At 71.0% G+C, this 12758-nt stretch carries 11 protein-coding genes; 8 read left to right on the top strand and 3 right to left on the bottom strand.

All coding sequences use genetic code 11. From position 1 onward, the window contains the following. The first annotated feature begins 24 nt into the window (after positions 1-24). The gene (locus ACQPZP_RS26260; RefSeq protein WP_433472381.1) at positions 25-201 is read left to right on the top strand and encodes a hypothetical protein; all 177 of its coding nucleotides are present in this window, start codon (positions 25-27) and stop codon (positions 199-201) included. Between the two features lie 20 nt (positions 202-221). Here ACQPZP_RS26260 and ACQPZP_RS26255 read toward each other — a convergent pair whose 3' ends face one another. After that, positions 222-1175, bottom strand: coding sequence for an alpha/beta hydrolase (locus ACQPZP_RS26255; RefSeq protein WP_433472380.1), 954 nt, complete (start codon positions 1173-1175; stop codon positions 222-224). A gap of 2 nt (positions 1176-1177) precedes the next feature. Next, entirely contained in the window at positions 1178-3046 is a 1869-nt protein-coding gene (locus tag ACQPZP_RS26250; protein ID WP_433472379.1) for a hypothetical protein, read from the bottom strand. A gap of 220 nt (positions 3047-3266) precedes the next feature. Here ACQPZP_RS26250 and ACQPZP_RS26245 point away from each other — a divergent pair, with 220 nt between their 5' ends. The 5 genes from ACQPZP_RS26245 to ACQPZP_RS26225 are packed head-to-tail and all read left to right on the top strand — an operon-like array spanning position 3267 to position 8907. Beyond that, positions 3267-4283 (top strand): LacI family DNA-binding transcriptional regulator, encoded by a 1017-nt coding sequence (locus tag ACQPZP_RS26245; RefSeq protein WP_433472378.1) that lies wholly within the window; start codon positions 3267-3269, stop codon positions 4281-4283. 1 nt (position 4284) lies between these two features. Then, positions 4285-5883 carry an FAD-dependent oxidoreductase gene (locus tag ACQPZP_RS26240; RefSeq protein ID WP_433472377.1) on the top strand — a complete coding sequence of 533 codons (1599 nt, stop codon included), beginning with the start codon at positions 4285-4287 and terminating at the stop codon, positions 5881-5883. A gap of 15 nt (positions 5884-5898) precedes the next feature. Then, the gene (locus tag ACQPZP_RS26235; RefSeq protein WP_433472376.1) at positions 5899-7146 is read left to right on the top strand and encodes an extracellular solute-binding protein; all 1248 of its coding nucleotides are present in this window, start codon (positions 5899-5901) and stop codon (positions 7144-7146) included. Beyond that, positions 7146-8087 (top strand): carbohydrate ABC transporter permease, encoded by a 942-nt coding sequence (locus ACQPZP_RS26230; RefSeq protein WP_433472375.1) that lies wholly within the window; start codon positions 7146-7148, stop codon positions 8085-8087. Before ACQPZP_RS26235 ends, ACQPZP_RS26230 begins: the two co-directional genes overlap by 1 nt. After that, complete coding sequence (locus ACQPZP_RS26225; RefSeq protein WP_433472374.1) at positions 8077-8907, top strand: carbohydrate ABC transporter permease; 831 nt, start codon at positions 8077-8079, stop codon at positions 8905-8907. Before ACQPZP_RS26230 ends, ACQPZP_RS26225 begins: the two co-directional genes overlap by 11 nt. Before the next feature lie 39 nt (positions 8908-8946). Here the strand turns inward: ACQPZP_RS26225 and ACQPZP_RS26220 are convergent, their stop codons facing one another. After that, complete coding sequence (locus ACQPZP_RS26220) at positions 8947-10224, bottom strand: PQQ-binding-like beta-propeller repeat protein (RefSeq protein ID WP_433472373.1); 1278 nt, start codon at positions 10222-10224, stop codon at positions 8947-8949. 223 nt (positions 10225-10447) lie between these two features. Between ACQPZP_RS26220 and ACQPZP_RS26215 the strand changes: the two genes are divergently transcribed. Further along, the gene (locus ACQPZP_RS26215; RefSeq protein ID WP_433472372.1) at positions 10448-11410 is read left to right on the top strand and encodes an ABC transporter ATP-binding protein; all 963 of its coding nucleotides are present in this window, start codon (positions 10448-10450) and stop codon (positions 11408-11410) included. After that, positions 11407-12756, top strand: coding sequence for an ABC transporter permease (locus ACQPZP_RS26210; protein WP_433472371.1), 1350 nt, complete (start codon positions 11407-11409; stop codon positions 12754-12756). Before ACQPZP_RS26215 ends, ACQPZP_RS26210 begins: the two co-directional genes overlap by 4 nt. Positions 12757-12758 lie beyond the last annotated feature (2 nt).

The raw sequence follows: 12758 nt of genomic DNA, 5'->3' as shown, positions 1-12758 counted from the left end.
CCCGGAACCCGAGCTCCAAATGTGATGGGCTGCGGACTCGATCCTGCGAGCGACTTCGACCGGATCCTCGCCAACCCGGCCCTCCTCTTGGTGGGGTGGGCGGTGCCGCTGCTCGGAATCACACTGCTCGCCTTTGTGGTGATCGACGCCGCCCTGGGTGTGCTGCGCCGCCGTCGGGCGGTTGTGAACCGCACGGCGTGAGGCCGTGGCGCCCGGCGGGACTACCCGGCCGGGTTACGCCCGAACGCGCGGAGCAGGGCCGCGATCTGCTCCGCGCGGGCGCGCCGGACGAGCCCGGTGCCCGGGAGCGGTGCGTCGTCGAAACCGTGGAAGGCGCCGGGCCACAGATGGAACTCGACGGAGACGCCGGAGCGCACCAACCGCAGGGCGTAGTCGGCGCACTCGTCGCGGAAGACCTCCAGCTCGCCGACGTCCAGGTAGGCCGGGGGAAGCCCGGACAGATCGGCGGCGCGAGCGGGGGCCGCGTAGATGGGGACGTCGGGCCCGCCCGCGTCCGCACCGAGCAGCGCCGACCAGCCGAAGACGTTGAAGGCGCGCGGCCAGGTGATCGCCTCGGCGAAGGCCGCGCTGGACGGGGTGGCGTCCCGATCGTCGAGCATGGGGCAGAGCAGTAGCTGGAAGACCAGGGGAGGCCCGTCCCGGTCGCGGGCGAGCAGGGCGGTGCCCGCCGCCAGACCGCCGCCCGCGCTGATGCCGCCGACGGCCAGGCGTGACGCGTCGATGCCGAGCGAGGCGGCGTTCTCACAGGTCCAGACGAGCCCGGCGTAGCAGTCCTCCACAGGGATCGGGTGGGGATGCTCGGGGGCCAGCCGGTAGTCGACCGAGACGGCCACCGCGCCGGTCTCGGCGACATACCGTGACACCCGGGCGTCGTCCGCCTCGGGGGAGCCGAGGATCATCCCGCCGCCGTGGATCCAGTAGAGGCAGGGGGCCTCCGGAGCGGCGGCCGGCGGGCGATAGATCCGCACCCGGATCCCCGAACCGGGGAGGACCCTGTCCTGGACCCGCACGTCCGGCAGCGGTGGCGCACTGGCCTTCTTCCGCAGCTCCCGCAGGTCGCGCAGCTCGTCCGGGGACAGACGGGTGTAGTCGACCCGGGTCAGGGGCGACCGGGTCAAGGCTTCGCGCAGTTCGGGGTCCAGGTTCGGATGCATGGTCAGTATGCGAGCGCGATCGACAGGTCGAGGTTCCCGTCGTGCTGGACGAGCAGGATGTGAGTACGCCGGGCACCGTCCAGCAGGTGGACCGACGACGCCCTGAAGCTCACCGTCCGCGGTCCGCCCCACCGGAAACGGACGACGCCCCCACGCCGGTGCAGGTCCAGGCCATCGGCGGTGGTCGTGACCGAGCCGCCGTGGGGAGCCCTCGTCCCGTTGGTGAAGACGACGGTGTCGGAGGCGCGCAGCACGAGCGGGATCTGCTCACCGGCCGCCGAGGTCGCGCGGACCGACCTGGTCAGCCGCCCGTTGGCGGCCGTCACCGTGGTGACCACCGAGGAAGTGGGGGTGCGGAAGCGGAAGGCGTAGGGGGAACCGCCGAGGAACTCGACGGGCTGCGGGCCGTCGGCGTCCGCGACCTGGCCGGGGAAGACCGTCGCCCAGCAGCCGTGGTCGTTGTTGTTCAGCGACTGGATCACGGTTCCTGCGACCGGGTGCCACAGAAAGGTCAGTCCGGTGCGGGAAAGGGGGGTGGCCCGGCGCGTCCCGAAGTAGCCGCCCAGATAGAGGTCGCGTCGGCGGAGGAAGAGGAACTCCTGACCGAGGTCGGCGCGGCGCTCGGTGAAGTTCTTCGACTTCAGGTACGGCAGTCGCGCGATCGCGTGGTCCTTGTCCTTCCGGGGCGCGAAGCGCTCGCCGTAGAACCCGTGGGCGATGATGCGCGGCGAGGTGTCGGGTTTGACGAGGGCCGGGATGGGCGCGGGGTCGGTGGCCCAGGCCGACCGGGCGGCGGCGAGGTCCTCGCGGGCCGACAGGAACGCCCCGAGTGCGGGCACGTCCGGGACGAACTGCCCGTTGAGGGCGGTCCGCTCCGGATCGGGCCTCGTGTCGTTGTAGAAGAGGGAACTGGTGCGGGACGAGGGCCCGATGTTGGTGATCCAGCCGGACCCGTCGGGCTCGCGCAGCATGTTGTAGCCGAGCCAGCCCGTGTAGGCGGATGCCATCGTCACGAGCCGGGAGTCGCCGCTCTGCCGCCAGCAGTCGGCCAGCTCAGGCAGCATCACCTCGAAGTTGTAGTTCATGTCGGCCCCCGACTTCTCGTAGAAGAAGCCCGCGGGGCTCTGCCCGTGGGCGGCCAGCCGGCCGATCGCGGCGGTGAGCTGCGAGCGCAGGGCCGCGTCCGGGTCCTGTCTGAGGGCGAGGGCCGACCCGGCGAGCCCGGCGGTGACCTGGTTGGCGAAGGTCAGGTCGCTCTGCCAGACGCTCTCGTTGGACGGATCGAGGAGCCAGGCCATGGCCGTCCGCAGCGCCGCGGTGATCCGGGTACGGCGGGCGGGCAGCGCGTTCGCCGACCGCAGCAGCGACTGGACCTTGCTGAGGTAGCCGAGCGCGAAACCCGTCGCCGCGAGGGAGTGCTCGCCGCCGGAGTACTCGGGCCAGCTGCCGTCGGGGTGTTGCAGCCCCAGGTAGTGGCCGAGGGCCGCGTCGAGCCCCGCCAGCAGCGCGGGATCGCCGGCGTAGGGGTTCCAGGAGCGGGCCTTGGCGTAGAACCAGGCCAGGGTCAGGACGTGCTCCTGCACTCGGGCGTTGGTGGCGTTGGCGGGCGTGCGCCACCAGCCACCGGTGAAGAAGCCGTAGTCGGCGTCGGCGTCGGAGATCTCGTTGGCCATCGGGGCGAGCGACACCAGGTAGGACGCGACACGCTGTTCCGCCGGCGCGAAGGCGGTCCGCGTGATCCGGCCGAGCCCGGCCAGGTCGGGCAGGGTGCCCGCGGCGGATGCGCGGCCCGCGGGCAGGGCGGTGAGCAGCGCGGCCGCTCCGGCTCCGGTCAGCAGACCGCGACGGCTGATGTCTCTGGGCTTGAACACCGTGCCAGCTCCTCGGGGGTGGTGCGGCGACCCTCGCCCTGGGTGACGACGAAGGGTCCGGCTGGCCGCCGAGTCTCACCCCGCCAAGATCCGTCGTCAAGGTGATAATGCGAATTACTACAGGGAAAATCAGCTCTTGACAGCTGCGGGGACGTCGTCTCAGAATGAGGCCCGCCGAAATGCCAATGCGCATTATCACCAGATTGGGCTGCTACCTACCGTGACCCCTCCCAGGCGCCTGACGCAGCAGGACATCGCCCGGATGGCCGGCGTGAGCCAGACGACGGTGTCGATGGTCCTGAACAACCGCACCGACACCGAGGTGCGCATCTCCCCGGAGACCCGCGACCGGGTCCTGCGCGTGATCCGCGAGACCGGCTACATCGCCGATCCCGCCGCGCGCAGGCTCGCGGAGCGGCGCAACCGGATCATCGGCGTCTTCACCTACGAGGCGGTGTTCCCCTCGGCGAGCGCCGACTTCTACCATCCGTTCCTGCTCGGGATCGAGGAACGGGCCGAGGACGCGGGGTGCGACCTGCTGCTGTTCACCAGTGCCAAGGCGGCCTCGGGGGAGCGGCGGCGGATCTTCAACGCCGACAGCCGGGTCCGGCTGGCCGACGGCTGCGTCCTGCTCGGCCGCACCGTCGACCGCGACGACCTCGCCCGGCTGCTGGCCGAGGGCTTCCCCTTCATCTCGATCGGCCGGCGCGACGACGCGGGCGGGCCCGTCCCGTATGTCGGGGTGGACTATCCGCCCGCGGTCCGCGCCCTGGTCGAGCGGGTCAAGGTGCTCGGCCACACCCGGCTGGCCTATGTCGGGGCGGGGGAGGGCGGCGAGTCGCGGACCGACCGGATGCGCGGCTTCCGCGACGCCGCCGGTCCCGGGGCCCTCCATCTGCCCGTCGAAGCGGGCGGCCACGCCCGGATCCTGGACGAGCTGAGCGCGGCAGGCGTGACCGCCGTGTTCGTCGAGGAACCGGCCGACGGCACCGCCCTGGCCGAGGCCGCCGAGGCCCGCGGCCTTTCGGTCCCCGGCGACCTGTCGGTCCTGGTGCTCGGCACCCCCGACCGGCGGCCCGGCTTCACCGGCTTCCGCATCCCGCGGCGCGAGATCGGCTGGCGCGCCGTCGAGCTGCTGACGGACGTCCTCGAACGAGGCGGAACGCCACAGGAACTGCTGCCATGCGAGCCCGTCGAGGGCACCACGCTCGCCGCCCCCCGCAACCGGAAGGCATGACGTGCACGAGATCCATGCGGACGCGGTCGTCGTCGGCGGCGGGCTGGGCGGTGTGGCGGCCGCGCTGGCTCTGCTGCGGGCCGGACGCACCGTGGTCCTGTCCGAGGAGTTCGACTGGCTCGGCGGCCAGCTCACCAGCCAGGCCGTGCCGCCGGACGAGCCGTCGTGGGTGGAGAACTTCGGCGTCACGGCCTCCTACCGGGCCCTGCGCGACGGCATCCGCCGCTACTACCGCGAGCACTACCCGCTCACCGAGGCGGCGCGGGCGGCCCGCGAGTTCAATCCGGGTGGCGGCAACGTGAGCAGGCTGTGCCATGAGCCGCGCGTCGCGGTGGCGGTGATCGAGGCGATGCTCGCCCGCTACCGGGGATCGGGCATGCTGCGGGTGCTTCAGCCATACCGGCCGGTCGCCGCCACCGTGGACGGCGACCGGGTCACCTCCGTGACGCTCCGGGGCGACGCCGGCGAGGTGGTCGTCACCGGCGCCTACATCCTGGACGCCACCGAGACCGGCGAGCTCCTCCCGCTGACCGGCACCGAGTACGTCACCGGCTTCGAGGCGCAGGCCGAGACCGGTGAGCCGAGCGCCCCCGCCGAGGCCCAGCCGCTGAACATGCAGGCCGTCTCGGTGTGCTTCGCGATGGACCACGTCGATGGCGACCACACGATCGACCGCCCCGCCTCCTACGGTTTCTGGCGCGACTACCAGCCGTCCTTCTGGGGCGACAAGCTCCTGTCCTGGCGCTGCCCGAACCCGCGCACGCTCGAGGTCATGGAGCGTTCCTTCACGCCCAACCCGGACGACGACCCGCTCGCCGTCCTGGCCGACCAGCGGATCAGCCCCGGCGACGGCAACCTGTGGACCTTCCGCCGGATCGCCGCCCGCCGGAACTTCCTGCCCGGCGCCTACGCCAGCGACATCACGCTGGTGAACTGGCCGATGATCGACTACCTGGAGGGGCCGGCCTTCGGCGTCCCCGACGCGGCCGGGCACCTGGCCGCGGCCCGCGAACTGTCGAAGTCGGTCCTGTACTGGATGCAGACCGAGGCGCCCCGCCACGACGGCGGCACCGGCTACCCGGGGTTGCGGCCGCGCGGCGACGTCACCGGCTCCGCCGACGGCCTCGCCCAGGCCCCCTACATCAGGGAGTCGCGCCGGATCAGGGCGCTGTACACCGTCACCGAACAGGACCTGTCGCTGGCGGTGCGCGGCGACAAGGGCGCGGTCTCCTACCCCGACTCCGTCGGCATCGGGATGTACCGGATCGACCTGCACCCCTCGACCGGTGGCGACAACTACCTCGACGTCGCCTGCTCGCCGTTCGAGATCCCGCTCGGCGCGCTGATCCCCCAGCGCGTCGCCAACCTGCTCCCCGCGAGCAAGAACATCGGCACCACCCACATCACCAACGGCGCCTACCGCCTGCATCCGGTCGAGTGGAACGCGGGAGAGGCCGCGGGCGCGCTCGCCGCGTTCTGCCTGGACCGTGCCGCCACGCCCCACGCCGTCCGGGAGGACGAGACCCTCCTGGCCGACTTCCAGCACCGCCTCACCCGGGACGGCGTCAGCCTGCGCTGGCCCGAGATCGTCGGATACTGAGGAGACCCCCACCCCATGAAACTCCGCGCCCTCGCCGCCGTCGCGGCGCTGCTCGCCACCACCGCCGCATGCGGCGGCTCCTCGGACGGCAAGGACTCGCATGCGCTGCGCATGACGATCTGGACCTCCAACGAGGCACACCTGAAGCTCTTCAACGACATCGCCGCCGAATACAAGAAGACCCACCCGGACATCACCGAGATCAAGTTCGATCCGATCCCGGTCGAGTCCTACACCACCACCCTGACCACTCAGCTGGCCGGGGGGAACGCCCCCGACCTGGCCTGGATCCTGGAGAGCTCGGCACCCGACTTCGTGGCGTCCGGCGCGCTCGCCCCGCTCAACTCGAAGGTCGAGAACGGCGCGGAGCTGGTGCCGTCCACGACGAAACTTTGGAAGAAGGACGGCGAACTGTACGCCTACCCGTTCTCCACCTCGCCGTTCGGCGTGTTCGTCAACACCGACGCGCTCAAGAAGGCCGGGCAGAAGTCCCCGCAGGAACTGATCAAGTCGGGCGAGTGGACCTGGGACAAGGTCGAGGCCGTCAACGCCGCCGTCGCCGCGAAGGGGGGCAACGGGCTCGTCATCCGCGACTTCGACTACAAGAACTGGGACAACCTCGCCTCGGTCTGGACGGGCTGGGGCGCCCGCGCCTGGAGCGAGGACGGGAAGACCTGCGGATTCAACAGCCCGGAGATGACCGGGGCGATGACCTTCCTCCACAAGGCGATCTTCACCGACAAGGCGGTGCCGGGCCCCGGCACCACGGTCGACTTCTTCACCGGCGACGCCGCCATGACGATCACCCAGATCTCCCGCGCGTCGCTGCTGAAGGACGCGAAGTTCGGCTGGGATCTGGTCCCGCTCCCGTCCGGGCCGAAGGGAGACTACTTCGTGATCGGCCAGGGCGGGCTCGGCGTGCTGAAGAAGTCCAGGAACGCCGCCGCGGCCGCCGACTTCCTCGCCTTCTTCACCAACCAGGCCAACTCGGCCAAGCTCGCGGCCTACTTCCCGCCGCCGCGCTCCTCGCAGCTCAACACCGAGACCCTGGCCAAGAGCAACCCGCTTCTCAAGCCCGGCCAGCTCGACAAGGTCGTCGTGGCGGGGATCGGCAAGGGCGTCGTCAAGCCGAGCCACACCGGGCAGGCGGAGCTGGCGCAGACCGTCCGGGCGGCGCTCGACCCGCTGTGGACGCCCGGCGCGAACGTGAAGTCGGTGCTCGACGGGGTCTGCACGAAGATCCAGCCACTGCTGGGATCGTGATGGCCGCGACCGAGCTGCGGACCCGGGCGGCGGCGGCCGAGGCCGCCCCCCGGGGCTCCTACTGGACGATCCGGCGCCGCGACAACCTCGTCGGCTACCTGATGGCCGCGCCCCAGCTCATCGGCACGGTGCTGTTCGTGCTCGTGCCGCTCGGGCTGGTGTTCTGGTACAGCCTCCACGAGTGGAACGTGCTGGCCGGGACGTTCGAGTTCACCGGCGGCGAGAACTACAGCAGGCTCGTGGACGACCCGAAGCTGCGGTCGGTGCTCGGCGCGACCGTGCTGTTCTCGATCGGGATCGTCGTGCTCAACCTGACCCTCGCGCTGGCGCTGGCCGTGCTGCTCAACCAGCGGCTGCGCGGGACGGTCCTCTTCCGGACCCTGTTCTTCTCGCCGGTCGTGGTCTCGCTGGTCGCCTGGACGATCGTCTGGCAGTTCCTGCTCCAGTCCAACGGCGGGGTCAACGGGCTGCTCGACGCGGTCGGGGTGACCGGGCCGAACTGGCTGCGCGGGGAGTCGACCGCGATGGCGTCGGTCGTGGTCGTCCAGGTGCTCAAGAACGTGGGGCTCAACATGGTGCTGTTCCTCTCGGCGCTCCAGGGCGTCCCGCGGCAGCTGTACGAGGCCGCCGAGCTGGACGGGGCCGGGGCGTGGACCAGGTTCCGGCGGATCACTCTGCCGCTGATCAGCCCGACCGTACTGCTGACCTCGATCATCACCGTCGTGGGGTCGCTGCAGGTGTTCGCGCAGATCGCGGTGCTCACCCAGGGCGGGCCGGGGACGTCGACGACCGTGCTCGTCTACTACCTGTATCAGCAGGCATTCCAGTTCCACCACTTCGGGTACGGGGCCACCCTGTCGGTCCTGCTGTTCGCGATCGTCGCCGCGCTTACCCTCCTGCAGTGGCGGATGCGGCGGAGGTGGGTCTTCCATGAGTCGTAGAACGAGACTGTCCCTGTACGGGCTGATGTGCCTGCTGTGCGTGCCGTTCGTCTTCCCGACCTGGTGGATGGTCACCGCCTCGTTCCAGCCGGCCGCGGACGTGTTCGCGTTCCCCTCGTCGCTGCTGCCCGGCCGGTTCGATCTCACGGCGTACCGGCAGGCGTCCGAGCTCCAGCCGTTCGCTCGGCAGTACTTCAACAGCCTGTACATCGCGCTGATCGTCACAACGGGGACCATGGTCGTGTCGGCGATGGCCGGATACGCCTTCGCGCGGATCCGGTTCCCCGGGCAGAACGTCCTGTTCGTGGTGGTCCTGACAGGGCTGCTGATCCCGAGCGAGGTGACGATCGTCCCGCTGTTCCAGATGTTCCAGAAGGCGGGGATGGTCGACACCCACTGGCCGCTGATCCTCGTGCCGGTGCTGGGAGCCCCGAGCGTGCTGGCGACCTTCATCATGCGGCAGTTCTTCATCGGCCTGCCCGACGAACTGGAGGACGCCGCCCGGGTGGACGGCCTCGGCCGCTTCGGGACCTTCTACCGGGTCGCGCTGCCCCTGGCCAGACCCGCCCTCGGCGCTGTGGCGATCTTCACCTTCCTGCACTCCTGGAACCTCTACCTGGAGCCTGTGGTGTTCCTGTCCTCGAAGGACATGTTCACCCTGCCGCAGGCGCTCACCCAGTTCGTGGACGCCTACGGCGGGCCGATGTGGAACGTCCAACTGGCTGCGGCGACGATGTCGACCCTGCCGATCCTGGTGGTGTTCGTCCTGGCTCAGCGCCAGTTCATCGAGGGCTTGGCCCATTCGGGCCTGAAGGGCTGAGCGCGACGTGCATTGATCTCTACGCGGATGTTCCGATCTTCAGACGCGGATGAAGTCATAGGTGAGCGTGTTGACCTTGGCGTCGTGGCCTATCGCGACCCAGTCGTTCCCGAGCCCTTCCAGCCATCCTGGGAAGCGGCCGAGGCGACGGCCTGTGGCGGCGTCGTAGACGAGGACGAACGGATGGTCGTCCTCGGCTCCGCTGACGGCGATGCGTCGCTGCGTGACGGCGGTCTGCCAACTGGCGGATTCTCCCGATAGACCGGGATCGGGTGCCTTCCACAGGACGCGGCCGGTGGCGAAGTCCATCGAGGTAAGGGCGCCAGTGTCGGCGAGCTCGCGGACCAGGAGCGTGTGCCCGTCACCGTCGATCGGGATGCCCGGAGCGTCGCCGCGCCAGATCGTCCGTCCCGAGGCCAGATCGAAGACCTGCGGCCTGCCGGTGTCGGTGGACGCCGCGATCCGGTGGCCGTCGCCGATCAGGTCGAGGCCGGTGCTGGACGGCGCGAGCCGCCTCTCGCATTCACCGTCGGCTTTCTGGCCTGAATAGACCTTCCGGGTCCACATGTGGTGGGCGGTCCCCGCCTGCCGTGCGGAGATGGTGACCGTGCAGTTCTCATCGCCGGACTCAGGATCGTGGTCGGTGGTGATCAGCGTCCGCCCGACCACCACCGTGTACCAGCCGGCCGTGTCGGATCTCTCGATTCCGGCCGGTGGCAGGGGCCGGCCGTCGCCGCGCCGGGAGGCGAAGAGCCGGCCGGTGTCCGGGACGAGCGGCCGGCGCACCCCGATCCACGCGTTCGCCAACCACACGTCGTCGCCCTGAAGCCTCCATTGGACCTTCCCGGTGCGCAGATCCCTTCGGGTGATCTTGCAGCTGTCCCCTTCGCCGCAGACGGTGGTGAGGACGGAGTCCTGCGTGGCCTGTACCTTCCCGACCGGGCCGTCCTGCCAGAGCGTCCTGCCGTTCGCCGGGTCGATGACGGTGAACCGGACCGTGTCGGCCGTGGAGGTCTTCTGCCGGTGGACGATCAGGGCGCCCGCCACGTCGACCTCGTCGTCCTCACCGGAGGGCACCCGCCACAACTCTCGGCCCGACCCGGGGTCGACGCCAAGGACGGCCCGGTCGTTGGCGATCACCGCGACACGCCCGACGATCGCCGTGGTGCTCTCGCCGGTCGGCACGGACAGGGACCAGGCCGCGGGCGGGCCCTCACGGGACGGCAGCCGCGGCGAGACACCAGAGCAGGAGACCCCTGCGGTGGACATCGGGAGGACGACGGCGGCGATCCATATACCAAGCCGGGAGCGGATCATCCCGACATTGTCCAGGCCTGGGCCCGTGACCGCCATCAGGCCCCCAGGGCGGAACAGACGCCGCGATCGCCTGCCCTGACTTTCAGCGGGGAGTCGGTCACCCGCGGCCGTCCCATCTCACGGCTGATCAGTTGCATTCGCCCAACGTTCGGCTGCGCGATCTCTCAAGGTCAACCGCGATCTCTAGCTTCCTCTTGCCGGAGAGCGAGCCAGGGAGGCCGACATGCAGAGGAGCCCGGCGGTCCGGGGTCGCGGGATCAGCAAATCCTTCGGCGATGTGGTCGCGCTCGACCACGTCGACATCGATGTGGGCCGTGGGCAGGTCCACGGTCTGGTCGGCCCGAACGGCGCGGGCAAGACGACGCTCCTCGGTCTGCTGCTTGGCCTGGCGGTCGCGGACGGCGGCCGGCTTGAGATCCTGGGTACGCCGGTCGGGCGGACGCTCGCCGTCCCCGGCGGTGTCGCGGGCTTCGTGGACGGCCCCGGGCTCTATCCGTCGCTCACCGCGCGGCAGAACCTCATGGCCCTGGCCGCGCTGCGCGGGCACGACGCCGGCCGTGCCGCCACCGTCGGTGACGCACTGGAGCAGGTCGGGCTCACCGACGTCGCCGACGACCGCATCCGGGGTTTCTCACTGGGCATGCGCCAGCGGCTCGGGCTGGCCGCCGCGCTGCTCACCGCACCCCGGCTCCTCGTGCTCGACGAGCCGGCCAACGGGCTGGACCCCGCAGGCAAGCGCCACGTGCACCGCGTCATCACCCGGCTCGCCGCGGACGGGACCGCGGTGGTCCTGTCCAGCCACCGCATGGACGACCTGGCCGCGCTGTGCTCCGAGGTCACCGTCCTCGCCACCGGGCGGGTCGTCTTCTCGGGGGCGGTGAGCAAGCTCGCCGCCGAGAGCGGCGAGCTCGACTACCGGTTGCTGGTCTCCGATCCGGCGGCCGCCCGCCGGGTGGCGCTGGACATGCCGGGGCTCCGCGTCCTGCCCCGTCGCGACGGCGTCGAGCCGGAAGACACGGTCGGACTCGTGGTCCGCGGACCTGTGCCGGTCATCGAGGACCTGGTGGCGCGGCTGGTGCAGGCCGGCGTGGCGGTGCGGGAGCTGGCGCCCGTGGTGGCGCCGCTCGAAGCCGCGTTCCTGGCCCTGACCGGGACCGGGCGTACCGACGAGGAGGACGTGGCATGACGCTCGCACCACCCCAGATGGAGGCCCGGCCGGCACCGGTGCCGCGCGTCTACAGGTTCGAGCTGGTCAAGCTGCTCTCGCAGTGGCCGATACGGTTGCTCCTGCTCGCCTGCTGGATCGGTCCAGCAGGCTACGTGGCGGTGGTGAGCCTGCAGAGCATGCTGCCCACCGACACGGTCTTCGGCCGCTGGATGCACGCGACGGGCTGGGCGGGGTCGCTGGTCGTGCTGGACTTCTCGTGCACCTGGGCGCTCCCGCTGCTGACGGCGCTGGTCGCCGGCGACGTCTTCGCGGCCGAGGACAGGCTGGGCACCTGGCGCCACCTCCTCATGGCGGTCCGCTCGCCGAAGCGGATCTTCGTGGCGAAGGGCGTCGCCGGCCTCAGCGTGCTCGTCCTGCTGGTGGCCGGGCTGGCCGGATCGAGCATCGCCGGCGGCCTGGCCGCGGTCGGCGACCGGCCGCTCACCGGCCTGGACGGCCATCTCCTCGCCCCGGCCGACGCGGCCGGCACGGTCCTCCTGGCGTGGGCCTGCGTGCTGGCACCGACACTGGCGTTCGCCGCGGTCGGCCTTCTCGGATCGGTGGCCCTCGGCCGTTCCCCGATGGGGCTGCTGATGCCGGCGCTCCTCGCCTTCGCGCTGCAGCTCGCACAACTGCTTCCGCTGCCGGCGGCGGTGCGGCTGGCGCTACCGAGCCACGCCTTCCTCGCCTGGCGCGGGCTCTTCACCAGCCCCGCGCAGACGGGTCCTCTTCTCATCGGCCTTGGGGTGAGCCTGGCGTGGACGGTCGTCGCCACCGCGCTGGCCTACCGCCTGTTCCTGCGCCGCGACTTCACCGACCTGGCCTACGACGGGTCGGGCCGGCGTGTCCTCACCGCGGGGGTGCTGCCGCTGGCCGGCCTGGTCGCCCTCACCTTCGCGGTGGTCACCGGCGCGACGCCGGCCGACGGCTCCGGGGTCGAGCGGACCAAGCTGGAGCACTCGCTCGCGACGGTGTACGGCCACCTCTACCGGCTTCAGGCGCGGGAGCTCCATCGGCCCGACGTCACCGAGGTCCGGTTGCAGGCCAGGGCGTCCTGCGACAAGGGAGGCTCGCGGGTCGCCGATCAGGGACCGGGCAACGACTGGCGGTGCGTCGTGTCCTGGCACATGCCCGGCGCGACCGCCGTGGGCACCGCCGTCTACCAGCTCGACGTCACCGCGAACGGGCGGTACGTCGCCGACGGTGACGGGCCGAAGGAGGTCAACGGCTACTTCCAGATCCGCACCCCGACCGGGGACGCACCCAACCCCCTGTGGCAGTTCGACGGGCACGTCGACCTGCTCGCAAGTGCTCCGGAGGAGTAAGG

Source organism: Spirillospora sp. CA-142024 (assembly GCF_050942325.1).
GTDB lineage: Bacteria > Actinomycetota > Actinomycetes > Streptosporangiales > Streptosporangiaceae > Spirillospora.
Note: the sequence above shows the minus strand (reverse complement) of the source record. Positions and strands in the feature narration are given on the sequence as shown.